This window comes from Fibrobacter sp. (assembly GCF_045112255.1).
Taxonomy (GTDB): Bacteria; Fibrobacterota; Fibrobacteria; order Fibrobacterales; family Fibrobacteraceae; genus Fibrobacter.
This window is the reverse complement of sequence record NZ_JBGUHR010000086.1, coordinates 149,932-176,594: the sequence shown is the minus strand read 5'-3', so window position 1 is coordinate 176,594 and position 26,663 is coordinate 149,932. Positions and strand designations below refer to the sequence as shown.

Annotated in this window: 25 protein-coding genes and 1 tRNA gene; 17 read left to right on the top strand and 9 right to left on the bottom strand. The window is 49.1% G+C overall.

Features of this window, described 5'->3' with window-relative positions; all coding sequences use genetic code 11:
• The first annotated feature begins 2 nt into the window (after positions 1 to 2).
• From ACJMM9_RS12090 to ACJMM9_RS12070, 5 genes are read left to right on the top strand one after another with little or no spacing between them, the layout of a single operon-like run.
• The gene (locus tag ACJMM9_RS12090) at positions 3 to 935 is read left to right on the top strand and encodes a UDP-3-O-acyl-N-acetylglucosamine deacetylase (protein WP_405327301.1); all 933 of its coding nucleotides are present in this window, start codon (positions 3 to 5) and stop codon (positions 933 to 935) included.
• Positions 922 to 1,359 (top strand): 3-hydroxyacyl-ACP dehydratase FabZ, encoded by a 438-nt coding sequence (gene fabZ, locus ACJMM9_RS12085; RefSeq protein ID WP_014545193.1) that lies wholly within the window; start codon positions 922 to 924, stop codon positions 1,357 to 1,359. The genes ACJMM9_RS12090 and fabZ overlap by 14 nt, the downstream gene beginning before the upstream one ends.
• A gap of 13 nt (positions 1,360 to 1,372) precedes the next feature.
• Entirely contained in the window at positions 1,373 to 2,248 is an 876-nt protein-coding gene (locus ACJMM9_RS12080; RefSeq protein WP_405327297.1) for a sugar phosphate nucleotidyltransferase, read from the top strand.
• Positions 2,249 to 2,299: 51 nt separating this feature from the next.
• On the top strand, positions 2,300 to 3,109 hold the full coding sequence (locus ACJMM9_RS12075; protein ID WP_405327294.1) for an RNA methyltransferase: 810 nt from the start codon (positions 2,300 to 2,302) through the stop codon (positions 3,107 to 3,109).
• 19 nt (positions 3,110 to 3,128) lie between these two features.
• A complete protein-coding gene (locus ACJMM9_RS12070; protein WP_405327291.1) occupies positions 3,129 to 4,100 on the top strand; it encodes a GNAT family N-acetyltransferase in 972 nt (323 codons plus the stop codon).
• Here the strand turns inward: ACJMM9_RS12070 and ACJMM9_RS12065 are convergent.
• From ACJMM9_RS12065 to ACJMM9_RS12055, 3 genes are all read right to left on the bottom strand, one after another.
• On the bottom strand, positions 4,084 to 4,512 hold the full coding sequence (locus tag ACJMM9_RS12065) for a sugar 3,4-ketoisomerase (protein ID WP_405327289.1): 429 nt from the start codon (positions 4,510 to 4,512) through the stop codon (positions 4,084 to 4,086). The genes ACJMM9_RS12070 and ACJMM9_RS12065 overlap by 17 nt on opposite strands.
• Positions 4,513 to 4,712: 200 nt before the next feature.
• Positions 4,713 to 5,156 (bottom strand): zinc ribbon domain-containing protein, encoded by a 444-nt coding sequence (locus tag ACJMM9_RS12060; protein WP_173354038.1) that lies wholly within the window; start codon positions 5,154 to 5,156, stop codon positions 4,713 to 4,715.
• A 110-nt stretch (positions 5,157 to 5,266) separates the two neighbouring features.
• Complete coding sequence (locus ACJMM9_RS12055; RefSeq protein WP_405327286.1) at positions 5,267 to 6,085, bottom strand: hypothetical protein; 819 nt, start codon at positions 6,083 to 6,085, stop codon at positions 5,267 to 5,269.
• Between the two features lie 38 nt (positions 6,086 to 6,123).
• On the opposite strand from ACJMM9_RS12055, the gene ACJMM9_RS12050 reads away from it, so the two are divergent.
• Positions 6,124 to 6,558 (top strand): dUTP diphosphatase, encoded by a 435-nt coding sequence (locus ACJMM9_RS12050; RefSeq protein ID WP_405327283.1) that lies wholly within the window; start codon positions 6,124 to 6,126, stop codon positions 6,556 to 6,558.
• On the opposite strand, the gene ACJMM9_RS12045 is transcribed toward ACJMM9_RS12050, so the two are convergent.
• A complete protein-coding gene (locus ACJMM9_RS12045) occupies positions 6,555 to 7,715 on the bottom strand; it encodes a nuclease-related domain-containing protein (RefSeq protein WP_405327280.1) in 1,161 nt (386 codons plus the stop codon). The genes ACJMM9_RS12050 and ACJMM9_RS12045 overlap by 4 nt on opposite strands.
• A 368-nt stretch (positions 7,716 to 8,083) precedes the next feature.
• Here ACJMM9_RS12045 and ACJMM9_RS12040 point away from each other — a divergent pair, with 368 nt between their 5' ends.
• Together ACJMM9_RS12040 and ACJMM9_RS12035 are read left to right on the top strand one after the other, a co-directional pair.
• Positions 8,084 to 9,067 carry a diaminopimelate dehydrogenase gene (locus tag ACJMM9_RS12040; protein WP_405327277.1) on the top strand — a complete coding sequence of 328 codons (984 nt, stop codon included), beginning with the start codon at positions 8,084 to 8,086 and terminating at the stop codon, positions 9,065 to 9,067.
• A 210-nt stretch (positions 9,068 to 9,277) separates the two neighbouring features.
• On the top strand, positions 9,278 to 10,090 hold the full coding sequence (locus ACJMM9_RS12035) for a hypothetical protein (protein ID WP_405327274.1): 813 nt from the start codon (positions 9,278 to 9,280) through the stop codon (positions 10,088 to 10,090).
• A gap of 72 nt (positions 10,091 to 10,162) precedes the next feature.
• Here the strand turns inward: ACJMM9_RS12035 and dnaA are convergent, their stop codons facing one another.
• On the bottom strand, positions 10,163 to 11,488 hold the full coding sequence (dnaA, locus tag ACJMM9_RS12030; RefSeq protein ID WP_405327272.1) for a chromosomal replication initiator protein DnaA: 1,326 nt from the start codon (positions 11,486 to 11,488) through the stop codon (positions 10,163 to 10,165).
• 307 nt (positions 11,489 to 11,795) lie between these two features.
• On the opposite strand from dnaA, the gene ACJMM9_RS12025 reads away from it, so the two are divergent.
• From ACJMM9_RS12025 to ACJMM9_RS12000, 6 genes are all read left to right on the top strand, one after another.
• On the top strand, positions 11,796 to 12,272 hold the full coding sequence (locus ACJMM9_RS12025; protein WP_405327269.1) for a hypothetical protein: 477 nt from the start codon (positions 11,796 to 11,798) through the stop codon (positions 12,270 to 12,272).
• A gap of 195 nt (positions 12,273 to 12,467) precedes the next feature.
• Positions 12,468 to 13,556: a squalene/phytoene synthase family protein gene (locus ACJMM9_RS12020; protein ID WP_405327266.1), complete on the top strand. Its 1,089-nt coding sequence runs from the start codon at positions 12,468 to 12,470 to the stop codon at positions 13,554 to 13,556.
• 161 nt (positions 13,557 to 13,717) lie between these two features.
• Positions 13,718 to 14,317 (top strand): signal peptidase II, encoded by a 600-nt coding sequence (gene lspA, locus ACJMM9_RS12015; RefSeq protein WP_405327264.1) that lies wholly within the window; start codon positions 13,718 to 13,720, stop codon positions 14,315 to 14,317.
• A gap of 138 nt (positions 14,318 to 14,455) precedes the next feature.
• Positions 14,456 to 15,736, top strand: coding sequence for an RluA family pseudouridine synthase (locus ACJMM9_RS12010; RefSeq protein WP_405327262.1), 1,281 nt, complete (start codon positions 14,456 to 14,458; stop codon positions 15,734 to 15,736).
• A 126-nt stretch (positions 15,737 to 15,862) separates the two neighbouring features.
• Positions 15,863 to 17,290, top strand: coding sequence for a UDP-N-acetylmuramate--L-alanine ligase (gene murC / locus ACJMM9_RS12005; RefSeq protein ID WP_405327259.1), 1,428 nt, complete (start codon positions 15,863 to 15,865; stop codon positions 17,288 to 17,290).
• An 85-nt stretch (positions 17,291 to 17,375) separates the two neighbouring features.
• The gene (locus tag ACJMM9_RS12000) at positions 17,376 to 18,632 is read left to right on the top strand and encodes an amidohydrolase (RefSeq protein WP_405327257.1); all 1,257 of its coding nucleotides are present in this window, start codon (positions 17,376 to 17,378) and stop codon (positions 18,630 to 18,632) included.
• An 83-nt stretch (positions 18,633 to 18,715) separates the two neighbouring features.
• Here the strand turns inward: ACJMM9_RS12000 and ACJMM9_RS11995 are convergent, their stop codons facing one another.
• From ACJMM9_RS11995 to nadB, 3 genes are read right to left on the bottom strand one after another with little or no spacing between them, the layout of a single operon-like run.
• Positions 18,716 to 19,450, bottom strand: coding sequence for a CvpA family protein (locus ACJMM9_RS11995; protein WP_405327255.1), 735 nt, complete (start codon positions 19,448 to 19,450; stop codon positions 18,716 to 18,718).
• Positions 19,451 to 19,462: 12 nt separating this feature from the next.
• The gene (locus ACJMM9_RS11990) at positions 19,463 to 20,512 is read right to left on the bottom strand and encodes a serine/threonine protein kinase (protein ID WP_405327254.1); all 1,050 of its coding nucleotides are present in this window, start codon (positions 20,510 to 20,512) and stop codon (positions 19,463 to 19,465) included.
• Between the two features lie 22 nt (positions 20,513 to 20,534).
• Positions 20,535 to 22,115 (bottom strand): L-aspartate oxidase, encoded by a 1,581-nt coding sequence (gene nadB, locus ACJMM9_RS11985; protein WP_405327251.1) that lies wholly within the window; start codon positions 22,113 to 22,115, stop codon positions 20,535 to 20,537.
• Between the two features lie 157 nt (positions 22,116 to 22,272).
• On the opposite strand from nadB, the gene ACJMM9_RS11980 reads away from it, so the two are divergent.
• Positions 22,273 to 24,204 (top strand): peptidylprolyl isomerase, encoded by a 1,932-nt coding sequence (locus tag ACJMM9_RS11980; protein ID WP_405327248.1) that lies wholly within the window; start codon positions 22,273 to 22,275, stop codon positions 24,202 to 24,204.
• A 179-nt stretch (positions 24,205 to 24,383) separates the two neighbouring features.
• Positions 24,384 to 24,456, top strand: a tRNA-Glu gene (locus ACJMM9_RS11975).
• Positions 24,457 to 24,758: 302 nt separating this feature from the next.
• On the opposite strand, the gene ACJMM9_RS11970 is transcribed toward ACJMM9_RS11975, so the two are convergent.
• Positions 24,759 to 25,829: a hypothetical protein gene (locus tag ACJMM9_RS11970; RefSeq protein ID WP_405327245.1), complete on the bottom strand. Its 1,071-nt coding sequence runs from the start codon at positions 25,827 to 25,829 to the stop codon at positions 24,759 to 24,761.
• Between the two features lie 131 nt (positions 25,830 to 25,960).
• On the opposite strand from ACJMM9_RS11970, the gene ACJMM9_RS11965 reads away from it, so the two are divergent.
• Positions 25,961 to 26,659: an OmpA family protein gene (locus ACJMM9_RS11965; RefSeq protein WP_405327242.1), complete on the top strand. Its 699-nt coding sequence runs from the start codon at positions 25,961 to 25,963 to the stop codon at positions 26,657 to 26,659.
• Positions 26,660 to 26,663 lie beyond the last annotated feature (4 nt).

Below are 26,663 nucleotides of genomic sequence, written 5' to 3'. Positions count from 1 at the left end.
AAATGAAAAAAGATTCTCGTAAAAGCCCGCGTGAGTGGGAATTTAGTTCTGCGTCTTTGTCTTACGGCAAGGCGAACGTAAAAGTTGAAGTCCAGGAGTATAATCCGCAACTGGAGCCTCGCGTCGAATGGCGCGTGGGCGGTCGTTCTTTTTACAGCACCGATTGCGTGAAGTGCTTCACGGATTTGAAGTTCAGCGTTGCCCGTACCGCAATTTATGAATCGGGCGAAGGCGCTCATGCATTGACGCTTGCGTCACCGGAACACCTTGCACCTGTATTCTTGATGTGGCCGTCTCGCCGCTTTGTGGTGGATGTCGCCTGCAACGAAGAAAGTGATAAGGGGTGTGTTGCCGAAGTTCCGCTGATGGACGGCAGTGCGCTCCCGTTCTTTAGTGAATTCCGCAGAAATGTGGGTGCTCCTGAAGAACTTGCTTTTTACGATGTTCCCGTACATGCATCGTGGGATTTGTTCCGCACGGATGTTGCGGATTCCGCTCAGGCTCAAAAGCCTTACGGTTCCGTGAAAATTTCACCGAGCGAAGCGTTCGAGGTGGAATACATCCTGGAACGCAATGAAAACGGTCACGTTTTTAAGTCGGCGGCGAATGTTTCCATTTACTCGGCTGAAGACTTGTATAACGTCTTTGCCGCGAGAACTTTCATTTTAAAAAACGAATTTGACGAAGCCCGCAAGGCTGGTTTGCTTGGCGGGGTGGATGAATCCTGTGGGCTTCTGCTCGACGATTCTCTGGAAGCTTCTGCTCCCGTGTTTAGAGTTGCCGACGAACCCGCTCGTCATAAAATCCTAGACCTGTTGGGAGACCTTTGCTTTGCAAAGCCTGCTCTCCCGAAAGTTCGTCTGGAAATCATTAACGGTGGTCACTTGAGCCACAGAACAATCTTAGAAAAGGTATTGCCCTATGCTTTACAATGAAGAACAAGTACATGCCCTCCTCCCTCAGAAGGCTCCGTTTGCTTTCGTGGACGAAATTCAGGAAATCACCGAAGGTGACCAGCCGTCTATCGTTGCTGTTTGGCACGTGACGGGCAAGGAAAAGTTCTTTGACGGACATTTCCCGAACAATCCGGTGCTCCCGGGTGTGATTCAGATTGAATCCATGGCCCAGGCCGCAACGCTCTTGACGATGATTGCCAAGAAGGCCGATGTCGAAGGCAAGCGCCCGGCATTCATGGGTGTCGAAAATTGCCGTTTCCGCGCTCCGGTGATTCCGCCGCAGGACTTGACGCTCAAGGCTACGCTCGTAATGGCTCGCCATGGCATCTACAAGTACACGGGCGAAATCTGGCAGGGCGAAACGCTTATCTGCAACGCCTCCTTCAGCGCTGCAATGGTCTAATTAAGGCTGTGTTATGACGCGAGCTGACGATAAATTGAACGTGTTGATTCTAGCGGCGGGGCTTGGCACAAGGCTGAGACCTTTGACGTCGGAAATCCCGAAGCCGTTGGTTCGCGTTTATGACAAGAGCATTCTTGAAATCCAGATGGAGCGGGCGAAATCGCTTGGCGATGTTCGCTTGCATGCGAATGCGCATTACCTGGCCGACCAGATTGTAAGCGAAGGCAAGCGTCTTGGCTTTGAAAAAGTCTGGGTTGAAACGCCTGAAATCCTCGGAACGGCAGGCCCCTTGCGCCGTATTTATGCGGCGGGGTATCGCGGTGGCCTCTTGATTATGAATGGCGACGCGTACTGCAATTTTGACTTGGGTGCGTTCGTGCGGAATGCTCGAAACCGCTGTGAGGCTGCTCTTTTGGCGGTCGACTTTCCGAAGGTGAACACGTTCCGCGTGGGTGAAGATGGTAGCCTCGTTGGAGTTGCCGGACGTTTTGGAGCCGATACGGGAACGGCTGCGACGTTCTCTGGAATTTCGTGGTACAGCGACGAAGCTTTGGCTCGGATTCGTGATGGCGAATTTGATATCCGTGAATTCTGGAAACAGGAAATTACGTCGGGCCGTGCGCCGTTTGTCGATATGTCGCAGTTGCATGCCACTTGGATTGATATGGGTTCTCCCGAAGGTCTCATGGCTGCTGTGGAAGCGCGTTTGGCGGAATGTGGCCGCAACAAGAATGAAGCTGTTGTGGAACCTGGCGTTGTGATTCCTGACGGTGTGAAAATCGCACATTCCGTGATTTTTAAAGGTGCCGAAATTCAACCCGGCGAGACCATCGAAAACGAGATCCGCGGAAAAGGATTTAAGTGGATCGTCAATGGGGCGTCATCCTGAACAAGCGTAGCGCAGTGAAGGATCCAGGAAGTTTTTTAAGAGTTTTTGATTATGCGTAAATTTAGAGTTGTTTTAGTAGAACCGGAACACCCGCACAATGTGGGTTTTGTCGCACGTGCCATGCATTGCTATGCATTGCCGGAACTTTATATAGTCTATCCCAAACGCGACAAAGTCTTGGACAAATCTTACCATACGGCGGCCAATAGCCATGACATTCTGGATAACGCGAAGGTCGTCCACAAGTTTGAAGATGCCATTGGCGATTGCTCTTGCGCTGTCGCTTACAGCCGTCGCATTTTTGCAAGTTCTATCAAGCATACGATGGTGCAGAACTTGTCTGACATGCTCCCCGAAGATGGAACGATTGCTCTCGTGTTCGGTCGTGAATCTTGCGGGCTTGCGCTTGAAGAAGTGAACGCTTGCACGTACCAGTGCGAAATCCCGGTGCCGGGACTCATGAGCTTGAATCTTGGACAGGCTGTCTCGATTAGCTTGTACGAGCTTTGCCGTTCCGGGGCACTCGCGAACGGCGAGGGCCGCGCGAAGCGCACAACGCGAGGCGTTGCCGAAACGGGTCCTGCAACGATTCAGCAGATTGATGGCTTCAAGAAGTTCCTGGACCGCTATCTCACGGGCCAGTATCACGATCAGGCTTGGCGCGATAGCTTCCTCAATACGCTCTTACAGCGCTTGCACCCGACGCGTAACGAACTTTCGGCTTTGTTCGGACTCTTGCGCAATTTGGCAGGCAAGCCCGCTCGCTTGGAACATGCCGCCGAAAAGGCTGCAAAGCAGGCGACGCAGAATACTGAGCAAGAATCCGCTCCGAAAGCTGAAAACTCTAAGAAGTCCAAGTAGCGCAACTCTGGAGATGGACATGTACGAAATATTGCCCTACAGTCACGAACTGGAACAGCGCTGGGATCGCTTTGTCATGGAAAATTCCATGAACGGAACGTTTTTGCAGACGCGCAAGTTCTTGAACTACCATCCAGAAGGTCGGTTCAAGGACGTTTCGTTCTTTGTCGAAAAGAGCGGTATCATCGTGGCTGTCGTTCCTGGCTGTAATGTCGAAGGCAATTTCGTATCGCATCAGGGGTCCACTTTCGGTGGCCCCGTTATCTCCAAAGATTTTTATTCGGGCAATAAGATTCTTGAAATTGTCAAGACGATTGATGATCATATTGCCCAAAATTTCAAAAGCGTAAAGCTAAAACCGACATCGCAAATTTTTGCAACGATGCCGACGGATATGCTGGATTACGCTTTGGAACATGCGGGTTACTGCCGCCATACGGAACTCAGCTGCTATACGCCGCTTGCTCAAGTTGATCCGCTTGAAGCCTGCAAGCGTGAGTGCCGCCATAACTTTAGACAGGCCGAAAAATTGAATTTGACTTATGGTGAAATTCCCGATAGCGAAATGGAAACGTTTTACGATTTCCTGGTGCTTTCCAAGGCTCGCCATAACACGACGCCCATCCATTCCTTAGCTGAACTGCGCGACCTTAAACGGAGATTTCCAAAAGAAATTTTATTCCGTGGTGTTTGGCAGAACAAGCAAAATGGGCAAGATGGCGAATACCTTTCGGGAATGATGATTTTCGTTTTCAAACAGGTGAAGGTTTTCCATTTCCAGTACCTTGCTCCCGATGATTCCAAACGCGAAACGAACGCTACAACGGCGCTGCTTGTGAATGCCATGCGAGAAGCCGCTCAAGCGGGCTGCGAAAAATTCTCTTGGGGAATTTCGACTGAAGATGGCGGCGCGTATTTAAACGAGAATCTCTATCGTTTTAAAGAGTCGTTCGGCGCGCTCCCTTGCGTGAACGCTAGATACGAGAAGTAACTTCTTTAACAAAATCCTCGTACTCGTAGATGTAATCGGATTCATCGTAATGCTCGGAGGCGAGCACCATGCAAACTGCGCCCGAAGAGAAGTTCTCGATTTCGCGCCAGTGCATTGTCGGGATGTAAAGCCCGTGGTAGGAACGGTTCAGGGAATATTTGGAACGCGTCTTGCCGTCGTCCAGGATCACGTCAAAGCTACCGCTTGCCGCAATGATCAGCTGACGCAGCTTGCGATGGGCATGGCCCCCGCGGGTCGTTCCGCCCGGAACGTCGTACAGGTAGTACACGCGCTTGATATTAAACGGGATGAGTTCGCCGCCTTCGACAACGCTCAAGTTGCCTCGCTGGTCGTGAGCGATAGGGATATCGATTAAACGCGGTTCTTTAAGCTGTTCTTCGTTCCATTCCATGCCCTTAATATAACAAAACCTTTTTGAGATGAAATGATTTGCTTGAAAAATATAATGTATGGCGACCCTGGAACAAATGCGAGTACGAGAAATAATGGATCCCCTCCCAAATGAAGGGACAAGAAATAATGGGTCCCGTCGCTACGCTTCAGGATGACAAGGTCGAGGATGACGGGGCCGGGGAGGTTATGTGAGCCAACCTATCTCCAGTGCTTCAGTTGCGAGAGGTGCGAATCAAAGAACTTACGGCGTTCTGCATCGGGCGTGTTGTCGGGATTTGGCATGTGCGAAAGCAAAAAGTCGAGCAATGTGTCTTTGCTTGTGTAGGCAAACTTGCCACCGTCATAGCACCACTTGCAGTAATCTTCGTTGAAAGAGCCGTCCGTTTCGCGGCTGATCATGGCATCGTCACCGAGCGGCATGCCGCAGCACTGGCAAAAGAGCTGGCGCGGTGCGCCGAGCAGCGTGTTGATGGAAACGTTGAATTCCTTTGAAAGCACTTTGAGCATTTCTGTGTTTGGCTGAGTTTCTCCGGTTTCCCAGCGGCTAACGGCCTGACGAGTCACGTGAATGCGTTCTGCCATCTGGTCTTGCGTGAGGTTGTGCTTTTCGCGGATGTTCTTCAAAATCTCCTGGGTCTTCATTGAATCTCCTTTGTTCGATTACGGAGTCAAATATACCAACGGTCTAGCGCAAAATCAAGAAACAGGCTGTTGCGTTGTGTAAAAAGCAAATGGGTTGTTAGTTGTTTGAATTAGAAATTCTGGATCTGAATTTTTGGCATTTTCAGGTTCAATGGACGGTACAGTTCGTCGTATAAATCCTGAAGTTCCTTTTTCTTGAAATCGTAAAGGCGGTATGTTCCTATGACGCTTCTCGCTGTGTCGAGGTTGCCGAGTTTTCTCCCAACTTGGATGTGCTTGAAACCGGCTGTTTTTATAGCCCGCATAAGGGAGCGCAGCTCGTAAAGAAAGTCCTTGTTAAAGCTTTCTTCCAGTATCAGGACAATCCAGTCCTTGTCTGGAAATTCGAATCGTGTGCGCACTGTGGCGAGGTCCTTGGCGATGACGTTAAAGGCCGATAGAGGCTTTATTTCTGCATCTGGAAAGTCTTTGTCACGGATGGCCTTGATAGAAACAGGAGACGTTTTACCACTGCGCCCTTCTCCAGGGAATGCGATGAAGGCCCCGCTGGAATCAGTGATATATTCTTTGCTGGAATCGGAGTAAAGGCCCCAGATTATTTTGCCCGGGTCTTCTTCCGATTCTTTTTGGATGGCGACATAATCTACATTCGACTTTCTCTTGGAAAAATCATCAGATGATGGATCGACGAGTTCCTTTAGAACGGTGTAGTAGGTGTTCGGCATGAAACCGCCCCTTGCGCCGATGACGAAGAAACTGTCTTTTTTTACGGCGACAGCCAAATGCAGCAGGCTGGAATCACTTGTTTTAAAGGAAACTTGGACGTTTTCAAATACGGCACCTTTGGTGCTGCCTTCTGGCCGTTCTTTCGCGGTTGTGTTCGATACAGCAAAAATGGTTATGATTGCAAAAAAAATGATCCTGTTCATACGTTTTACTAAAAGATAAAACTTTGTATATTTACGGCATGACCGCAAAGACTATAAAAATACAATATCTCGATGAATCGATTCCGAAACTCACTTACATTGGTGGCAAATCCGACTGGATAGACCTTGCCGCCGCAGAAACGGTGACGCTCAAGGCGGGCGAATTCCGCCTGATTCATCTAGGTGTTGCAATGAAGTTGCCTGAAGGCTACGAGGCACATATCGCTCCGCGCAGTTCCACGTTCAAGAACTTTGGAATTTTACAAGCAAATTCTGTTGGCGTGGTCGATTCTAGCTATTGCGGCGCAAACGACTGGTGGAAAATGCCTGTTTATGCCACCCGCGATGTGGTAATCGATAAGGGGAGCCGCATTGCGCAGTTCCGCATCATGGAAATCCAGCCGACGCTCACCTTCGAAGAAGGCGCCCTTGACGGTAAAGACCGTGGCGGATTTGGCTCGACGGGGATTTAATTTATAATATTGAAATTTGAATTAACTTGTTCTTTGTGCTTTTGCTTTTCTTCATCGGGAAGCATCATACATGGTACAAGTAATGAACACCAAGAGTCTATAGTCTTTTGACTATAGAAATTTTTTTGAGATGCCATTTTTTTTATTAATTCCATCTCAAGATTGTAAATTTCGTGAATGGAATTAAAAGTTGAATTTTCTGGGATGTATTTAAGTTCTGCTTTTGATCCAAATACAACCATATTGAACGCACGTAATTGAAATTTATTTAGATTTAGAAAATTACATAGTGCTTTGATATGGCCTTCGTTTTGTTTTATTGGGTTTACGATAAAATCTTTTTCACCGTTTTTCTTATAGCGTTCCCATTGCGGATGTTGATAATCTCCATAAACGGTTCCTGAAAGATTTTTACTCTCAAAAACATAGACGCCAGTTTCGTGTAATAGGAGGACGTCTATTTCAGAATATTTTCCATTTGGTTTTGGAATATAGACGTTTCTTAATAGTTTGTAATATCGCTTGTCGTATTCGCATGCTGTCCAAATTGCTTTGCTTACTGCATCTTCTCCGACTTTTCCTGCAATTTCTTTTGCGGATGGTATTTCACCAACTATTTCTTCATAGGTTGCTGGAGTATGTGATGGTATGCTACTAATTGGAGTCTTTGTTTGTGTTTCTGTTGCTTCAGCAAATGATGAAGCTCCTTTAACAGCTTGGTTGGTTACTGGCTTTGTTGAAAAATGATAATGAGGCGGTTCTTTAATTTTAGGAATGACTGTTTCGATTGGTTCCTGTTTGTCTCGCTCAAAATATGCAATTACGATGAGGATTGAAATAATGAATATTATGATTATTCCTGCAATGATAAATGCTGTGCTATGGGTTTTGACGAAATGAATCAATGTGGTCAATATGCCAATCACTAGTGTGAGTATAAATATCCCGCCACATCCATAGGCGACAAATTCAGGTCTTTTGCTTAGGATGGTTAATCCAATAGATATTATGGCTCCGAAAATAAGGATTGGGATGAATTGTGATAGAAAACTATCTAAAAATCCAGTTGCAATTTGTGGACCTAATGGGCTGTTTGCGAATGCTGCGTTTGCCAAAAAAGCGATAAGAATAAAAAAAGTTGAGTCCATTTTTTTCATAAGAAATACCACAATGACTTTTTCATAAAAAAGAGCTAAATGAATGTAATGCTTTTATCTTAAATGTAAACAAAAAATTAAATAAGCGAATGCCTTTATATGAAAAACTTTTGCTTCGGGGGGTTTAGGGGCGGAGCCCCTAGGCGAGGGGGTAGGGTAGGACTTGGCTATGCGTCTTTTTGCTTTTTAAAAAGGAGATGCCCGTTCGGAGATGGGCATGACAGGTTTAGAGCCAAGGCCGCAGCGAGGGGGAGGCTTCCCCCTTCTCATACCTACAATTTTTACATGAATTTCTCTCGTCTCTCGTCTCTCGTCTCTCGTCTAATTCCTATATTTTCCACGCAAAAATTTTAAACAAGGACATTGTTATGGCAAAGATTGCTATTCTCGGTTACGGTAACCTCGGTCGCGGTGTGGAATGCGCTGTGAAGCAGGCTCCGGATATGGAACTCGTCGCTGTTTTCACTCGTCGCGATCCGTCGACGGTGAAGATCCAGACGGCTGGCGTTCCGGTGTTGAACGTCTCTGAAATGGAAGCCTGGAAGGACAAGGTGGACGTGCTCATCATTTGCGGTGGCTCTGCTACGGACCTGCCGGTGCTCACCCCGAAGTACGCATCCATGTTCAACGTGATCGACTCCTTCGACACGCACGCCAAGATTCCGCAGCACTTCGCTGCCGTTGACGCTGCAGCCAAGAGCGCAAACAAGATTGCCATGATCTCTGTTGGTTGGGACCCGGGCATGTTCAGCCTGAACCGCGTGTACGCCCAGTCCATCCTTCCGGAAGGCAAGGACTACACGTTCTGGGGCAAGGGTGTTTCTCAGGGCCACAGCGACGCTGTCCGCCGCATCAAGGGAGTGAAGAATGCCAAGCAGTACACCTGCCCGGTGGAATCTGCTCTCGAAGCTGTGCGTAGCGGTTCCATGCCGGAACTCACCACTCGCCAGAAGCACACACGTCTTGTTTACGTTGTTGCAGAAGAAGGTGCCGATAAGGCATACATCGAAAACGCCATCAAGACGATGCCGAACTACTTCGATGAATACGACACTACGGTCAACTTCATCAGCGAAGAAGAATTCAACAAGAACCATAGCGGGCTTGCTCATGGTGGTTTCGTGATCCGTACCGGCAAGACCGGCATGAACAAGGAACACACTCACGTGATCGAATACAGCCTCAAGCTCGATTCCAACCCGGAATTCACGACGAGCGTTCTCGTGGCTTATGCCCGCGCCGCTCTCCGTATGAAGGCTAACGGCCAGATCGGTTGCAAGACCGTTCTCGATGTGCCGCCGGCATACCTCAGCACACTTAGCGACGAAGATTTGAGAGCTCACTGCTTGTAGTCGCCTACGGCTCACGGAGTAATGCGTTGGTTGCCTCGGAATAATGTCCGGGATGACATTGCAAAAAAAATTTGCCTCGGGTTAACCCGAGGCTTTTCTGTATGAAACAAGTCTTTTTGTGGGGCCTGTTGGAGAGTCTTTTTGTATAATGGACAGAAGAAATTTTTATTTTGGGGGTGAATGTTTCTATAGTTGAAACGGGAGAATCCTATGCGTGTGTTTTTGAGAAAGATTTTTTTGCTGACTGCGGTTGTTTTATGTGGTCTTGTTTTTGATTCTTGTGCTATGATTTTTTCAGTGAGCCGTCCTGATCTTTCGCAAAAAGAATATACTGCCTTGATTATAAATGATAAAAAGGCTGCACAATGCTATGTGGAAGAAACAAGAGTCGGGATGATTATTTTGGATGCTATTTTCTGGCCTGCGCTTCTTGTTGATGGTCTTGGTGGTTATTATACTTATTACTCTTATTCACCTGCCTTTTGCTCCAATAACAGTATAAATAGTGCTGAACCGGTTTCCGTTGCCGAAAAAAAATGGGATGTCGATAAGATTGCCACTAATACACAGAAAAATAAGAAAAGCGTTTCTAGTCGTCCTGTTTTTGTTGCTGTCCTTGAATCGGTTTCGGGTGGTATCCTTAAATATCAGGAAAACCAGTTTATAACAAATGTGTTGAGAGAAGAAGCGGTTAAGGCTTTGTCTTCGGAAATTAACGCAACTATTATGACTAGGGAGAATATCAGAGAAATGCTTCCTCCTGAAAAATCGCTTGAAGATTGCGAGGGGGCATGTATAGTTGAGACTGGAAAAAATATCAGCGCGGATTATGTCTCTCAGGCAAGAGTTGGAACTTTTGGAAAGAACCTGACAATTTCTGTGGAACTTTACAAGACATCAAACAACAAGCTGGTTTCGAGCTTTAACACCAAGGCTCAAGATATAGATGCTCTTGAAGAAAAAATTCGAGAAAATGCATCGGGGATGTTTGCCGACATCATCCGCGAGGAATTAAACAGATAAGGAATTGAACCGATAAAGAATGCCTCGGGTTTATCCCGAGGCTTTTTGTATAAAAGGAGATGAATTCGCGATTTAATCGTGAATCGCGTTCTTGAGGCTTTCAATCAAGCGGGCGAAGCTCGGGTCGGTTTCCATTTCTTTCTTGACGCTCTTGATGGCGTGGACGACCGTGGAATGGTCCTTGCCTCCAAAACGGGAACCGATGCTTTGCAAGCTGATGGGGGAGAGTTCGCGCATGAGGAACATGGCGACCTGGCGGGCCTTGGAGATTTCCTTGGTGCCGCGGCCCGGTTCGATGAGCTTGGTTTCGGGAACTTCGTAATGCTGCGATACGGCATGGAGCACGGCGTCAAGGCTTACGCGGCGACGGAGCGTCGGGGCGATTTCGGTGACGACCTTCTGTGCGATGTTCATGTCGATGTCGTGGCTCATGAGGCTCGACTGGAGCGTGAGCTTGATGATGGCGCTTTCGAGGCAACGAACGTTGCTTGCAATATTTTCAGCAAGGTAACGGATGACTTCGTCGCTGATTTCGAGATGGCGTTCTTCGGCCTTCTTGTGGAGAATGGCTTCGCGCGTTTCGACGTCAGGCGGCTGGATGTCAACGGTTAAGCCCCAGGAGAAGCGGCTCACAAGGCGGTCGGAGAGGTTCTTGACTTCGGCAGCGGGGGCATCGGAGGTGAGCACGATCTGCTTGCCTGCCTGATGGAGCGCATTAAAGATCAAGAAAAATTCGTTTTGTGTTTCGTACTTGCCCGTCCAGTTCTGGATGTCATCAATCAAGAGAATGTCCACTTCGTTGCGGTAGAAGTCCGACATTTCCGTGATGCGCTTTTCTTGCAGGCACTTCATGTACTGCTGCGAGAAGTCTTCGGACGTGAGGTAAATGACGCGCTTGGTCGGATCTTCTTCGAGAATGTAGTTTCCGATGGACTGGAGCAAGTGCGTCTTGCCAAGACCAGAAGACCCATAAATAAATAGCGGGTTGTACTGCGTTCCATCCGGGTTTCTTGCGACGGCGAGGGCCGCGTTGAAGGCGAGCTGGGCCTTGTCACCCGGAACGAAGTTTTCAAAACGGAAGCTGCCAGAGAGCGGAACGCTCGGCTTGATAAATTCGCGGAAAGAGTTGTCGGAGGAGCTTGCTTGCGGCTGGTAAACGTCTTGCGGCTGGAATTCGAATTCTACCGGAGCGTCGTCGTGGGAGACGTCTTTCCAGGCGAGGCGGATCAGGTCCTTGTAAGCGGCATAGACTTTGACGTCAAGTCCGGGGGGCACTGCGATGACGGCGTGTCCTGGGGTTTGGCTTACAAGCTTGGTCTGTGCAAAATATGTCTTGAATACCGTATCCGACAGCATTCCATGGAGGTAGTTCAAGCATCTTTCCCATTCAACTTGCATTCTTCAATCCTCATCCGATCTGGTTCAAAATCTATCAACAACTAGGCGTAATAATTTAGCTAATTCTTTGAAATGTTGATAGATGGGAACTGAAATAAACCTAAAAATTTTCTTACTTCTTTGTAAATGAAAATTAACGTCTGTGTTTGGGCATCCGGGCGGTTGCGAGAATCCTTGAAATTTTGCAAATTTTCTAATTTTTGCTACGATGGTAATGAATACGCTTGTGGAATACTGTTTTTGGACGCCCGTTTTGCTCTGGGTCGGTCTTCATTTTTGGTTTAGGAATGTCTCGTACGTCGTTTTTATGAAAAAACAGCTCAATCGGGGCGAAAAATGGGCTTATGTGCTGAGCGGATTTGTGAAAAATCCGGGTCGAGTGAGTTTTTTGCGCTTTTGCGATTATCTGTTTACGGCGGTGACGTCGTTTGCTACGGCGACGCTTATTGTGTGGATGCTCCAAAAGATGGGGCTAGGTGTTTATGCCTATTATGGTTTTGCATCCGTGCTTGTTTTTGTCTGGGTCGCCCATTTGATGAAGCGGAGGACGGAACTCAAGCTCACGGACCTGTTCCAATCGGCTTTTTATCTGGAATACCGTTGGGTGAATTACGGGATCCAGCGCAAGGGGATTACGATGTCGGAAGAAAACGTGCGTGACCGCGCGGGGTTGAGCTATGCGCATAAGCTTCGCAATGCCGAAGACCATGGGCGTTTTTGGAAGTACGTAAAGTCGATGGCCGCATCTAAAAAGGTTCCGCCGGAAATGTTCGAGGTGTATTGATTAGACGAGAGAACGCCCTTCGGGCTATAGACGAGAGTTTTTAGTAGGAAGTAGGCGGTAGGAAGTAGACAGTGGATTGTAAACAGGAATGTTATGAGTTTGTTTTTGTTTGTCATGCCCGACACCGATCGGGCATCGCCCTCACCTCTTGTCTGACGGCTATTGACTAATGACCATTGACCAAGTAGAGCAAGTATGATTGATAAATTGGATTCTTTAGATGTGGGCGAGAAGGTGCTCGAAGGCAAGGCGGCGTGGAAGTACGCCGAAGATATCTTGCAGTTGGTGTCGCGTACGTTTGCGCTGAACATCCAGGTTCTGCGAGGCAAGTTGCACCGCAGTATTTTGCTTGCGTACCTGTATTTGCGCATTGCCGATACAGTTGAAGATGATCCGGACATGAAGGCGACCGAAAAGGACCGCGTACTTGCGCTGTTTGCCGATGTGTTCAGGACGGGCAAACTTGAAACCGAGAAAATCCGCACGTTTGTGGCGGCTCTCCCGGAATCATGGCATGGCTCCGAAGACCCGAACAAGGATCTTTGCGTAAAGTCCGAAGTCGTGGTGCCGCTTTTGAAGTCGCTCCCCAAGAATTACCAGAAGCCGGTTTGTGACGTGGTGATTGAGATGTGCGGTGGCATGGCGAAGTTTGCGCTCCGCCAGGAGGCTGCGCTTTCGGCGGGCTGGTTTACGCTTGCGAACGTGGGCGAACTCGACGAGTACTGCTACTATGTGGCTGGCATTGTCGGGAAGCTCTTGACGAAGCTTTTCTCGGCGGATACGTGCTTGATTAGCAAGGAGCGCGAGGCCGAACTTTCGAAGCTCGACGTGAGTTTTGGGCTTGCCTTGCAGGTCGTGAACATCGTGAAGGACTGCGTCGAGGATTCTGGACGCCGCGTCTGCTTTATCCCCGAAGAGATTTGCAAGCGCCATGGCTTTGCGCACCCGAGCGAACTGTTTGCCGCAGGGGCTGATGCTCAAAAATGCGGCGCGGTGCTTGCGGAACTTGTCGAAAAGGCTTGGCATCATCTGGACGATGCGATTGCCTACACGAAGCTCATCCCGAACATCAAGATGCGCACAAGGCTCTTCTGCCTTTGGCCGCTCTTTATGGCTGCAGAGAACTTGAGCTTGATCGGGGATGGCGTGTCGGTGTTCACTTCGGACAAGAAGGTGAAAATCACCCGCGATACCGTGAAGCGGATCGTGAAGGAAACGTCGATGCACTTCTATTCGGACAAGTGGATAGATGAAGCCTACGCGAGAATTAAGAGGAACGTGTAGACGAAAGACTAGAGACGAAAGACGAGAGAAGTGTCATCCTCGAAGCGAAGCGTAAGGACAACCATAAAAGGTGAGTGTTGCAGCCATGGTCATCCTCGACCATCAGGGAGGGGATCCATACGGTTGAAAAAACTTTTAGTATAGTGATAAAAAGGAATTTTATGCAAGATAATACGAAGTTCTATAATAAGAGGCCGTTCCATGTGGCGGTGATTGTTTTTAGCATTGTTGCAGACCAGTTGACGAAGCTGTGGGCGGTGGCGCGTTTTACGGATGAAGCCGGGAATTTTACGTACGAGAAAATTCCTGTGATTGGCGAACTTGTGCGTTTTCAGCTTGTGTACAACAAGGGGGCTGCGTTCAGCAGCCGTCCGCAAGACTTGATGCCGTTCTTGCCGCCTTGGCTTTTCTTTTTGCTGATTTCGATTGTTGCCGCTTTTGCTCTCGCATGGTTCTATAAGTCTATCGACAAGCGCGATTACTTGAGCCGCTTGGGCGTGGTGATGATTCTCGGCGGTGCTGTCGGAAACTTTATTGACCGTATGCGCATGCAGATGGTCGTAGACTTTATCGACTGCGATTTCCCGGACTTTATTATGACGCGTTTCCCGACGTTCAATGTGGCGGACTCGTTCGTGACTGTTGGCGTTGCTCTTGTGATTTTGTCTCCCGTAATTTTGCGTAAGTTGCATAAGCAAATAAAAGAAGAGAAAGACATTAAAGAAAAACGCATAGATGAAAATCAAAAGGTGTCATCCTGAGCGTAGTGAAACGGAGTCGAAGGATCTCAAAATAAGTTTAGATTCTTCGACTACACGCCTTGCGGCGTTTCGCTCAGAATGACATGAAGGCGGAATTTCGCCAATCATCTCTAACTACCAACCACAAACCACTGATTCATGAATTACATCGTAGAAGAAAAGCATAATGGTGAACGTATCGACAAGTTCCTTGTCGGCGTTATGGAAAATGTCTCCCGCACAGACGTGCAGAAGCTGATTGAAGCGGGCGAAGTCAAGGTCGGCGGTGGCAAAGTATCCAAGAACTTCCGCGTTGAAACGGGGATGGCGGTTGTCGTTGAAAAGATGATTGAGAAGGAATCTTCGACGCTTGAACCCGAAGATATTCCGCTGAATATCGTGTACGAAGATGACGATATCGTGGTCATCAACAAGCCGCGCAATTTGGTGGTGCATCCGGGCAATGGCGTGAGCAAGGGAACGCTTGCCGCAGCGCTTTTGTACCACTTCAAGGAAAATCTTTCGACCGTGAACGGCCCGCTCCGTCCGGGTATTGTCCATCGTCTGGACAAGGATACGCCGGGGCTTATGGTGGTCGCGAAAAACGATGCCGCTCACAGGCATTTGGCACACCAGCTTGAAACGCGTACGCTCCACCGCACGTATAATGCGCTTGTATGGGGCTGCCCGCGTGACCTCGAAGGAACGATTGACGCTCCGATTGGCCGTAACCCGAAGAACCGTCTCAAAATGGCTGTGGTGAAGGGCGGCAAGGAAAGCCGTACGCATTACGTTGCCAAGCAGTTCTTTGCGATTGCAACGCTTTTGGAATTGCAATTGGAATCTGGCCGTACGCACCAGATTCGCGTGCATAGCCGTTACACGGGCCATCCGGTCGTGGGTGATCCGCTTTACGATGGTCGTGATGAAAGCTTGAACCGCGTGCCGCCTCTGATGAAGCCGGTGGCCGAGAAGGTTCTTGAAATTGCTCCGGCTCAGCTCTTGCAGGCCGTGAAGATTGAACTCATTCATCCGCGTACGAACAAGAAACTTACGTTTAAGGTTCCGATGGAAGAGCCGTTTGCAAATGTGCTTAAGCTCTTGAAGAAGGAATGCCCGGCGTCGGCGCCTGTGTATGATGAAGACGAAGGCTTCCGCGATTTTGACGCGCAAATTCGCTTTGACGAAGATGATGAAGATTTTGATGAATACGCAGAACCGCTGGAGATTTCGCCGGATGAAGCGGCTCCTGTGAAGGAACGCAAAACGCGAGCCCAGCGCCTTGCTGAGAAGAAAGCAACAGCCGCGAAGCGCCGTGCCGTTGCTGCAGAACGCAAGCTCATTAAGCAGATGAAGGCCGCTCGCCGCAAGGGAATCGCCCCGGAAGACTTTGTGGAACCTGGTTACGAACCCACAATCGACCCGGAGCTGTTGGAATAATTCGGAGTTAGGATGCCGGAATTAGGAATTGGTTTAATGGGCGGCTTTGCCGCGAATGTTCAAATTCCGAACTCCAAATTCCGCATTCCTAATTGCTAATAACTATTGACTAAAGACTATTGACCAATGACTAATTCTTACTTCTTTATCGGTGTTGCAGGCGTGGGCATGAGTGCCATCGCGCAGTATTTGGTGGGCAAGGGCGTTGCTGTAAGCGGTTCCGACCGTCAGTTTGGCGAGTTCCTCAGCGGAAAAGCCGAAAAGCCGCTTGTCATGAGCCAACTCGAAGATTGCGGAATCAAGTGTTTTGCGCAGGATGGTTCCGGCGTTGTCGAAGGCCTTACCGCAGTTGTGGTGAGCACCGCTATCGAAGATACGAACCCGGATTTAAAGCGAGCCAAGGAACTTGGCGTTCCGGTGATGCACCGCAGCGAAATGCTTGCAAAGATTTCCAAGGAAGCGCGTACGATCGCCATTAGCGGCACGAGCGGAAAGTCGACGGTGACGGCGATGGTTTACCACATTCTTGATTACGCTGGACTCCAGCCGTCTGTGATGACGGGTGCCGGTCTCGTGAACTTGCAGGCTCAGGGCAAGATTGGAAATGCTGTGAGTGGCAAGGGCGAATGGCTCGTTGCCGAAGTCGATGAAAGCGATGGAACGCTTGTTCGCTATGAACCGGAAATTGGCGTCATTCTGAACATTGATAAAGACCACAAGGAAATCTCCGAGCTCGAACAAATTTTCTTGAAGTTCAGCCAGAACGTCTTGAGCGCAGGCCACATCTTGATTGTGAACGATGCGCACCCGCTCGCAAAGAAGTTTAGCGCTGGTCGCGAATTTGACTTTGGTTATGAAAGCTATGTGAGCGTTCAGGGAATTGATTTCAAGTCGGTCGGGACGCATATCCAGTTCCGCGTTCGCCATGGCAATGAACTTGTGAAGTTCGAAATTCCGCTGCCGGGCAAGCACAACATGGAAAACGCCTTGGCTGCAACAGCAGCAGCACTCCGCGCGGGCGTTTCGCTCCACACATGCGCCGATGCGCTTTCGACTTTCCCGGGCGTGTTCCGCCGTCACCAGATTCTTGGAACGTTCAATGGCATCACGCTTGTCGATGACTTTGCCCACAATCCGGCGAAAATTGCGGCAAGCATCAAGAGCGCCCAGGACTTTACCGAAGGCCGCGTGATTGCTTGGTTCCAGCCGCATGGCTTTGGTCCGACGCGATTCTTGCGCAAGGATTTGGTGGACTTTATCGCCAAGACGCTACGCCCGATGGATATGGATTTTGACCGCAAGAACGATGTGATGTTCTTTAGCGAAATCTATTATGCTGGTGGAACTGTAACGCGTGACATAAGCGCAGGCGACCTTGCTGACGACCTGATTCTCAAGGGTTGCGAGGCCATTTACATTGAAGACCGCAACGAGTGTGCCAAGAAAATGCTCGAGTACGCAGAACCGGGCGACACGATTTTACTGATGGGCGCTCGAGACCCCAGCTTGCAAGAGTTTGCTTTCTCCGTGAAAAAACTTCTCGAAGAACGTTAAGCAAACAATGTCATTCTCCGTCAGGAGAATCCATAAATGTCTATATTATAATATGGATCCCCTTTGCTCCGCTTCGAGGATGACGATGAATAAAAAGACGGTTTTAAAAAATGTTTTCTTTGATGGCGCAAAGCGCGACATCTTGATTGTCGATAATCTCTTTGAAAAAGTGACGCGCCCGCTGGAACCGGCTGATTACGAAGGCGCTGAAATCGTCGATTGTTCGCATTTTGCGATTATGCCTGCGTTTTATAATGGCCATACGCATGCGTCAATGAGCTTGTTGCGAGGCTTTGCGGACGACATGGAACTTCACAAGTGGCTCAACGAATACATTTGGCCTGCCGAAGCGAAACTCACGGATGACGATATTGCAATCGGTAGTCGCTTGGCGATTCTCGAAATGATCAAGTCGGGGTCGGTTTTCTTTGCTGATATGTACTGGCACCGTGAACGGACGATTCAGGTTGTCGAGGATATGGGCATCCGTGCAGCGATTGGCGTTACCTTTGCAGAACCGCTGATGTCATCGGAAGCTTGGGCGGCGAATGTCGATTTCTTGAAGAATCACACGGGCGAATCAGAACGCGTACAGCTCGTAGTAATGCCTCATGCTGTTTATACAGTGGGTGAGGAAAAAACGGCTGAACTGATTGAGCTTGCTCATGCCGAAAATTACAAGATTCATACTCATTTGTCCGAAACGACAACCGAAGTCAAGAATTGCGAGGAAAAGTTCAAGTGTACTCCGGTGGAATTCTGGAAGCGCCTTGGCGGCTTGAATTCGAATTTCTCGGCGGCGCACTGTACACATTTCAACGCTTCTGACCGTAAGATTTTTGCGGAATCAGGTGCAACGGCGATTTTGAATCCGTGCTCTAATATGAAGTTGAATAGTGGCATTCCGCAGGTCGCTGAAATGATCAAGGACGGCATGAAGCTCGGTCTTGGTACGGATGGCGATTCGTCGAACAACAATCTCGACATGCAAGAAGAAATGAAGACGATTGCGCTTCTCGCAAAGTATCTCGGGACTGCGGAAACGCTCCCGGCAGAAGAGGCTCTCAAGATGGCAACGTACAATGTCGCGCAGTTCTTTGGAATCAATGCGGGTCGAATTGCGGAAGGCTATCTTGCGGATTGCTTGCTCGTAGACTTGAACAACGAACGCATGGTGCCGTGCTACAACATTTACAGCAACTGGGTCTATTCTGCAAATTCTAGTGCAATTGATTCTGTGATGTGCAACGGCAAGTTCGTGATGCGCGGACGCCACGTCGATGGGGAAGAAGAAATTCTCCGTAACGCCCGCGAATGCGCTGCCCGCCTCGCTTCTAAATAAAGATGCGGCATTCTGCCGCATCTCGTCATCCTAAGCGAAGTGCGTAGCACGAAGTTGAAGGACCCAGTGAAGTCTTGAAAAAATTATTTCTTAGCGGCGCTCGAAGACGATTTGGCTGTACTAGACTTGCCTTCTTCAAACGTCTTGACTGCAGCATCTTTAGCGGCGATCGCAGCGTCTTTAGCTTTTTCTGCGGTTTCGCTAACTTTATTTGAGAGACTGCCCGCTGCATTTTTGACAGCAGCTTTTGCGCTATCGGCTGCTTGTTCCGTTGAACCTTTTGCTTTGTCTGTAATGGTCTTTGTAAGTTCGCTTGCTTTTTCTTTAGCCATCTTGCGGAGGTTTACTTCATCAGAAGAGTATCCCATGGCTTCAAGAGAAGATTTGTAAAGGCCGTAGGCTACGGCTTCGTTTCTCAATGATTTCAGCTTTCCTTCGACGGGAAGCAGGTGTAAAATGGTCAGCAGTACAAAGCAGACCACAGTTGCCTTGATGATGCCGAAAACCATTCCGAGAATGCGGTTCGTCTTTCCGACGATTGTATTCTTGATGGAATCGCCGACAACATGGCCGATAAACGAAAATAAAAGGAATGGAACTAGAAAGCCGATGCTTGTGCAGATGAGTCGCGCCGCGAAATCTCCAAAGGCAAAGTTGCGCACGAAAAAATCGCCAAAAAGATCTTGGGCAAAGTAGGCGCCTAAAATTGCTGCCACCCAACCGCAAAGCTTAAACACGCTGCTTAATAGTCCACGCCATAAGCCGATGACACTGAACACGAGTAAGCAAGCCGCGCATGCTATATCTATCCAATTCATTGGACAAATCCTCTAGATAGCTAACTGCACACCGATAAATGCGATGGCTGCAACTACCACTCCTAGTAAAAATCCTATTCCATACTTAAATGTAGTTTTTTGCGGCTTCGGAGATATCACTGAATCGATCGGTTGGTCTTCATTTACCGTATCTGCCCAATCGGCGATGTAGGGAGTCATGTCGCGCGGGTATTCCCTCATGAGGTCGGCAAGCTCGTTGGCGGCGTCGCAGGCCGAGGACGGGCGCTTGCTTGCTCGTTTATTGAGCAGCTTCAAGACGAACTTGCGGAGCGGCTTGGGAACATCGTTCGGGAAGACTTCTGGCTTGAACTTCATCTTGAGGATATTTTCGCGTGTTTCTTCGAAGTCCTTGCCTCGGAAAAGGTTCTCGCCAATGAGCATTTCGCAGGCGATGATGCCTACGCTAAAGAGGTCGCTTGCGTAGTTGACCTTTTCTCCCATGATCTGTTCGGGACTCATGTAGGCGGCCGTGCCTATGATGCAGCCGGTCTGCGTAAGTTCCTTGCCGATTTCGAGCGGCGTATCCGTATGGGCGATGCCAAAATCCAGGAGGCGTACACGTCCATCCTTGTCGATCATCATGTTTGCAGGCTTCAGGTCGCGGTGGGTCACGCCGTTTCTATGGGCATGGCTCAAGGCACTCAGGAGTTCATACAATATGGTTTCAACAACCCAGACGGGCGGTCGCTTGTTTCGGAGGAGCAAGTCCTTAAGGCTTGAACCTTGTACGTACTCCATCGACATCGTGTAGTTGCCGTCGCTGTCTTTCCAGAGGGCGTACGGCTGGATGATGTTCGGATGATTCAGGTGGGCGAGGATGCTCCCTTCTTGCAGGAATCTCTTGATGTAGATGTCCTGCTGGTTCAGGTTGGTGTTGAGCCTTTTGGCTACGACGAGCCTGTCGAGGGACGGGTCCCGACAAAGCCATAGACTGCCCATGGCTCCGCTATTGAGAGCTTGTATTGGCTTGTAACCGCCTATTTTAGACGGGAGCTGATCTTTGACTTTCTTTCTGGACTGTGTTGCCTTGACCTCTTCCATGCTGTCCTATATAGAAAAAGATTTATTTCTTGTCGCTCAGGTAAATGCTCTGGTGCTTCGTCTTCGGATCCTGATTCGGGTAGTCGAGGATGTAGTGAAGCCCGCGAGATTCCTTGCGACGGAGGGCGGCAATGAGGATCATCTTGGAAACCTGGAGTGCGTTCAGGAATTCAAGGAAGTGCAAGTTTTCTGTTTCTTTGTTCTTGATGGCAGTATCGACATCTTTCTGGAGTTCTTCGATGACCTTGAGTCCCTGATTGAGGCCAGCAACGGTACGGACAATGCCGCAGTGCGTCCACATCATGTCCTGGAGCATCTTCTTGCGCTTGCGCCAGTAGGCTGCCTTTGCGAAGCTGACTGTCTCTTTCTTGGACTTGGGTGCGGTGAATTTGTCCTTAGTGATGCCGCTCTTTTCGATATCATCGACGGCGCGGATGGCAAACACGACACTTTCCAGGAGCGAGTTCGAGGCGAGACGGTTTGCGCCGTGGACGCCGGTTGCTGCAACTTCGCCGCAAGCATAGAGACCGTTGATTTCGGTGCGGGACCAGGTATCGACGAGAACGCCGCCGCACATGTAGTGGGCTGCCGGGACGACCGGGATCCATTCTTTCGTGATGTCGATGCCTGCATCCATGCATTTAGAATAAATGTGCGGGAAGTGGCTCTTGATGTCCTTTGGCGTACGGCCAGAGAGGTCGATAAACATGTGGTCCTTGCCGAGGCGCTGCATTTCGCTGTGGATCGCGCGAGCGACAATGTCACGCGGGGCGAGGGAGTGCAGTGGGTGCACCTGGTTCATGAATTCTTCGCCCTTGTCGTTCTTGAGGATGCCGCCGAAACCGCGCACAGCTTCGGAGATGAGGAACGGCTTCTTGAACTTCGGTGCGTACAAGCTAGTCGGGTGGAACTGCATGAACTCGATGTCCTGGAGGGCAGCGCCTGCGCGGGCTGCAATGGCCATGCCGTCGCCACAGCTGTCTGGCGGGCAGACGGTGTACTGCCAAATGCGGCCTGCACCACCTGTCGAAAGAATTGTTGCCTTGGCGTAGATGCTTTCGACTTCTCCAGACTTCTGGTGGATAATCTTTGCACCGACGCAGCGCTTGTTCTTGCCTTCGCCTTCGCAAATCAAGTCCTTGATATAGCAGTTTTCAAGGTAGTCGATGTTCTTCTGTTCGTGAAGCTTGCAGAGGAGGGCGCGCATGATCTCTTTACCGGTGAGGTCAGCGGCGTGCAAAATGCGGTGGTGGCTGTGTCCGCCTTCGAGGTGAAGGTCGAACTGCGACTTGTCTTCGGGCGACGGTGTGAACTGGACGCCCCACTTGACGAGCTGCTTGATGGTCGAAGGACCGCTCTTGGTCAAGATGTTGACGGGTTCCTTTTTGCAGAGGCCGGCTCCTGCTTCGAGCGTGTCTGCGATGTGGAATTCAAACTTGTCTGTCTTTTCGGTAACGGTAGCGATTCCGCCCTGGGCGTAGTTTGATGAACCGTCCGGTTTTGCTCCTTTGGTTAGGATAACTACGTGGAAACCTTTTTCTGCCGCGTGGAGAGCTGCGCTCAATCCAGAAATGCCGGCACCCAGAACCAAAATATCGTACATGAGATACTCCAAAGGGATTGTTGTATTTTTATATCCCATAAATAGAAAAAATAGGGCTTTTCGGCATTATATTTGACTTGCAATTTCGATAAAATAAAATGCAAACATTTTTTTTTGCTATTTTTTCGACCGACAAAATTTTAATGGAGTTGTCTCTATGTTAACGTGGATTAATGAAAAAGCCAAGTGGGTAATTGTGATCTTTGCCGCCGGTATCGCCATCGGTCTTCTTGCCATGGACCGTGTTCCGGACCAGGGACGTAGCTATCCTATCGGTGTTGTCAACGATACCAAGATTTCCTATACGGACTTTGATTCTCGCGTGAAAATGATCGTGCAGAACCAGTACCAGAACCAGCACTTGGACGACGAACAGTACTCTCAGCTCCGTGCTCAGGTTTTCTCTAGCTTCGTCCGTCAGGCCCTTTTTGCCGAACAGTATGAAAAGGCCGAACTTAGCGCCTCGGTCGCTGAACTCAAGAACGAGTTCAAGCGCAATTCCGATGCCGTTCGCGCACGTTTGGTGCAGGAAGCCCAGGCTCGCCTCTATGCTATCCAGCAGCAGGCGACATCTCAGGACGACCTGATTCAGCGTTCTCAGGCATACCTCAGTTCCTTGCCGAAGTTCCTCACGGACACGACTTTCAACAAGGCTGATTATGACGCTTGGATTGAAACTCCGGTTGCATACCGCTGGAACTCCATGCTCATGCTTGAAGACGAAATGAAGAACAACACTATTCCGGCTCGTCAACTTCAGACGCTGGTCGGCGCTTCTGTCCATCCGACTTCTCTTGAAGCCAAGTGGAGCGTTGAACGTCGCATGACGGATTACGAACTGCAGGTGGCGGTTGCACCGAGTTCTGCATTTGTTGTGGATTCCAATTCCGTGGATAGCGTGATGGTCGCTGGCTACTTCAATGCTCATATTGATAGCTTCTTTGTTAAGAATGACGCTGCCCAGTTCCAGTATGTTTCCCTCCCGGTTGAAGCTACTGCCGCTGATGACGCAAGCATTCGCGAATACGCTATGACGCTTTACTACCAGCTCACGGACTCCTCTTCCGCTACGACATTCGAAGACATGGCTCGCGTTTCTTCTGAAGATCCGGGCAGTGCTGAAAAGGGCGGTATCTTGAGCGAAGATTTCGTTGGCCGTGGCACTTACGTGAAGCCGTTCGAAGACGCTGCTTTTGCTCTTGATTCCGGCAAGATTTCTGAACCGGTCCGTTCTCAGTTCGGTTACCACATCATCAAGTCTTACGGTAATGTAAAGAATGCCAAGGGTGAAGTTGAAAAGGTCAAGGTCGGCCACATCCTCCTCACTGTTACGGCTTCTTCCAATACAATCGATAGCCTCGAAAAGATCCTCACCAACATCAAGAAGGATGTTGATGCTGGCTCTGACTTGCTCACCGAAGCTCAGGCTCGTGGTCTTGAAGTCAAGACTTCTGAATGGGTTTCTCGTGATGGCAACATTGCTGCATTTGGCTACCTCAAGGGTCTTGCTTCTTTCGCTTGGCCGAACGAAAACCTCCCGAAGGAAGAAAGCGAAATTTCTGGTGTGCTCAGAAACAACAAGTGGGTTGTCATTGCCAAGAAGGTTGGTGCTTATAAGGCTGGCGAACGTAGCCTCGCTCTCTACTACAATGACATCAAGGAAACGCTCCTCAAGCAGAAGGCTGACAAGGCTGCCGAAGTTTACTTGAACTCTGTCGCCGCCCAGGTCAAGGCTTGGAATCCGACTGATACGGCTGCCAAGATTGAAAAGATCGAACTTGAAACCAAGAACGCCTCTGTTGACGGCTTTGTTCCGGGCTTTGGCTACGGCAATGCTCAGATCGCACGAGTTGTGGGCAAGGCTAAGGCTGGCGAATGGACTGCTCCGGTTGTCGCCGAAAACGGCGCCGTGATGGTCAAGGTCGTATCCAAGAAGACTCCGTCTGTTGAAGAAGTTGAAGACGCCATCAAGCAGGATGTCGAAAACTCCTACCGCTTTGGCGTGATGACCGCTTTCAACGACTACGTGACGACTCTTGAAGCTTCTACGCCGGTCAAGAGCAATCTCGACCTCTTCTACAGAGACTAGTCTTTAGTTAATGGTTATTGGTCAGTAGTCATTAGAGATGTTTTCTAAAATCATTCAACTAATGACTAACGGCTAATCGCTAAGAACTAGATTCTAGTAAATGCGGCGAAGCTGCTCTGCAACTCTTGACTAAAATCAGTTGACGGAATACGCTTAATTTGCTATAATGTGCCGCACTTGCCCCCATCGTCTAGTGGCCCAGGACTCGGGATTCTCATTCCCGCAACAGCGGTTCGAGTCCGCTTGGGGGTATAAAAACGACCAACCGAAAGGCTGGTCGTTTTTACTTTCCGCCCCAGGGGTACTAAAAAAGTCTCATGATGAAAACATGAGGCTTTTTTACTTTCCGCGAAACAGGGTATAAAAAGTCTAACCGAAAAGGTTAGGCTTTTTTGTTTTCCGCATCTCGTCATCCTGAGAACCAAAGGGACGAAGGATCCATAATTTCTCGTGGCGGGGTGCTAAAAAAGCCAGGGTTTGTACCCTGGCTTTTCAAATGCTTTAAGCGAGCTTCGCGCGGCTTAGTTAATGCTCGCGCATTTTCGTATTTACGATTACTTGATTGTGCTCGTGAGGCGGAAGGCAAAGCCGACGTCGCTGATTTCATTGCCGCTATAGACGCTGAACTGGAGCTTTGTCTTTGCAATCTTCTTGGCCCATGCTACAGTCCATGCCCAGTCGTCAATCTTTTTGCCGTCATTAAGCTTCTTTCTGTCGCCGATGTGTTCCCATTCCACATAGAGGCTGCTCATAAGGTTGCTCATGAATCCTTCTTCTGGGGCGTATTCTGCGCCGATGTAGAACGGCATGTAAGAATCACCTGGTTTCATGTACTTGCATTCAGGAGCGACGTAATTGTTGGCCGCTTTTTCGACCGCATTGTCCTGCGTGAAAATATAGGCGTATTCGCTGTAAAGACGGAGATCAGCAATCTTGTAGCTCAGGTAAGATGCCATGCGGTGTGTGATGGCTGCTGTATTTTGCAGTGGATCGATGGCGTTGCTGCGGTAGGCGAATTTTGCTTCGAGCGGGAAGTCGAACTTGAGATCTTCTTCAATGCGGATGTAGCCCGTATTGAATTTGTTGTCTCTTGTGGCGATCATGGCGTTGAAATTGGAGTAACCCGTTTTCCAGCCGAATTCAAGGGCGTTGTGTGCGTAGTCTCGCATCCAAAGTCCTCGTGCCGTCAATTCCTTATCGATGTAAGTACCGAAGTGTGTGGACTGCGACCAGTCTGTTTTCCAGTGACCGACCTTGAGGTTGAATGTGTGGCTGTTGTAAGTCCATTTGTAGTTTGCCCAGTAGAGATCTGCGAGAATCTTGTCCTGTGCGGACTTGGTCGTCTTGAGATTGTCGTTATTCCATGTTGCGTCTGTGACGTTGATATTGCCAAACTGCGGGGCGAAAATGCGAAGCATCACCTGTGCATCAAAGTTTTCGCTTTTATAAAGTCCGCCAATGTTGGCGCGAATCCAGAAGGAACTCAAGTTGTTGTCGCGATCAGCAATTGTCTTGGTGGCCTGAGTCTGGACGTTACCTTTGAGATTGAATTCACCATCGGCGGCAAAAGCTGCAGAGCACATTCCTGCAACCAAAACAGCGCTTGTAATTTTTTTGAAGTTCATGGTTTCTCCGTATAAGTTTTTTACAATAAAAATTTAGAAATTTCAAAAAATATTTAAAGATAATTTGAAACTATGTCTGTCAATTTTTATTTTTGCCTCGCATAATACGCTTCATTTTTAGGAGTACAAGAATGAGAATGATATCCCGCATTGCCCTTTCGGCTATGGTGGCTGTTTCTTTTGCATTTGCCGGCAAGCTCTCGCCGAATAAGACGTACGCTGTGTTGAATGTGACATATACGAACAACGAAGATGTTCCGCATGCAAATAAAAAACTTACGTTTGTAGGTCAAAATAAAGGCAAGAAGGTGGTGGTGACGACGGACGTGTATGGCGAAGCGAGCTTCCACATTCCACGTGAAGATACTTACACGATTTTGTGTGAAAGCTTGACCGGTCCGTTTGAATGTGGCGAGACTCCGTATGTTTCCCGTACGGCAAGCACAGGGGGAATCTCCGTTGTTTTTGACGATACTCGTTCGGAACTTACAGGTGTGACGTTCAAGGCTGGAAGTGCAGAGCTTGTTCCTAGTTCTTTGAAAACGCTTGATGCTGCAATTGCTGGGCTGAAACGTAATCCGAAGGCCAAGATTGAGGTGGAAGGTCATACGAGTAGCGATGGCTCTGCAGAACTCAACCAGCAGCTTTCTGAAGACCGCGCGAATAGTGTTCGCAGTTACATGATCGAACAGGGAATCGATGCGGAGCGCGTGACTGCTGTGGGTTATGGCCCGAGCCGCCCTAAAGCGAGCAATTCAAGTGAAGCGGGCCGCCGTGCCAACCGCCGCATTGAACTCAAAGTGCTCAACGCCGACGAAGTAAATTTCTAAAAAA

Bases quoted from the DNA above. Each gene is read 5' to 3' on its own strand.
- ACJMM9_RS11995 (WP_405327255.1), bottom strand. From the start codon at position 19,450: ATGAATTGGATAGATATAGCATGCGCGGCTTGCTTACTCGTGTTCAGT.
- ACJMM9_RS12055 (WP_405327286.1), bottom strand. From the start codon at position 6,085: ATGAACAGGATCATTTTTTTTGCAATCATAACCATTTTTGCTGTATCG.
- ACJMM9_RS12050 (WP_405327283.1), top strand. From the start codon at position 6,124: ATGACCGCAAAGACTATAAAAATACAATATCTCGATGAATCGATTCCG.
- ACJMM9_RS12065 (WP_405327289.1), bottom strand. From the start codon at position 4,512: ATGGAATGGAACGAAGAACAGCTTAAAGAACCGCGTTTAATCGATATC.
- ACJMM9_RS12020 (WP_405327266.1), top strand. From the start codon at position 12,468: ATGATTGATAAATTGGATTCTTTAGATGTGGGCGAGAAGGTGCTCGAA.
- murC (WP_405327259.1), top strand. From the start codon at position 15,863: ATGACTAATTCTTACTTCTTTATCGGTGTTGCAGGCGTGGGCATGAGT.
- lspA (WP_405327264.1), top strand. From the start codon at position 13,718: ATGCAAGATAATACGAAGTTCTATAATAAGAGGCCGTTCCATGTGGCG.
- ACJMM9_RS12090 (WP_405327301.1), top strand. From the start codon at position 3: ATGAAAAAAGATTCTCGTAAAAGCCCGCGTGAGTGGGAATTTAGTTCT.
- ACJMM9_RS12035 (WP_405327274.1), top strand. From the start codon at position 9,278: ATGCGTGTGTTTTTGAGAAAGATTTTTTTGCTGACTGCGGTTGTTTTA.
- ACJMM9_RS12045 (WP_405327280.1), bottom strand. From the start codon at position 7,715: ATGAAAAAAATGGACTCAACTTTTTTTATTCTTATCGCTTTTTTGGCA.
- ACJMM9_RS12025 (WP_405327269.1), top strand. From the start codon at position 11,796: ATGAAAAAACAGCTCAATCGGGGCGAAAAATGGGCTTATGTGCTGAGC.
- ACJMM9_RS12075 (WP_405327294.1), top strand. From the start codon at position 2,300: ATGCGTAAATTTAGAGTTGTTTTAGTAGAACCGGAACACCCGCACAAT.
- ACJMM9_RS11990 (WP_405327254.1), bottom strand. From the start codon at position 20,512: ATGGAAGAGGTCAAGGCAACACAGTCCAGAAAGAAAGTCAAAGATCAG.
- ACJMM9_RS11965 (WP_405327242.1), top strand. From the start codon at position 25,961: ATGAGAATGATATCCCGCATTGCCCTTTCGGCTATGGTGGCTGTTTCT.
- ACJMM9_RS12000 (WP_405327257.1), top strand. From the start codon at position 17,376: ATGAATAAAAAGACGGTTTTAAAAAATGTTTTCTTTGATGGCGCAAAG.
- nadB (WP_405327251.1), bottom strand. From the start codon at position 22,115: ATGTACGATATTTTGGTTCTGGGTGCCGGCATTTCTGGATTGAGCGCA.
- ACJMM9_RS12070 (WP_405327291.1), top strand. From the start codon at position 3,129: ATGTACGAAATATTGCCCTACAGTCACGAACTGGAACAGCGCTGGGAT.
- ACJMM9_RS11970 (WP_405327245.1), bottom strand. From the start codon at position 25,829: ATGAACTTCAAAAAAATTACAAGCGCTGTTTTGGTTGCAGGAATGTGC.
- fabZ (WP_014545193.1), top strand. From the start codon at position 922: ATGCTTTACAATGAAGAACAAGTACATGCCCTCCTCCCTCAGAAGGCT.
- ACJMM9_RS12060 (WP_173354038.1), bottom strand. From the start codon at position 5,156: ATGAAGACCCAGGAGATTTTGAAGAACATCCGCGAAAAGCACAACCTC.
- ACJMM9_RS12010 (WP_405327262.1), top strand. From the start codon at position 14,456: ATGAATTACATCGTAGAAGAAAAGCATAATGGTGAACGTATCGACAAG.
- ACJMM9_RS12040 (WP_405327277.1), top strand. From the start codon at position 8,084: ATGGCAAAGATTGCTATTCTCGGTTACGGTAACCTCGGTCGCGGTGTG.
- ACJMM9_RS11980 (WP_405327248.1), top strand. From the start codon at position 22,273: ATGTTAACGTGGATTAATGAAAAAGCCAAGTGGGTAATTGTGATCTTT.
- dnaA (WP_405327272.1), bottom strand. From the start codon at position 11,488: ATGCAAGTTGAATGGGAAAGATGCTTGAACTACCTCCATGGAATGCTG.
- ACJMM9_RS12080 (WP_405327297.1), top strand. From the start codon at position 1,373: ATGACGCGAGCTGACGATAAATTGAACGTGTTGATTCTAGCGGCGGGG.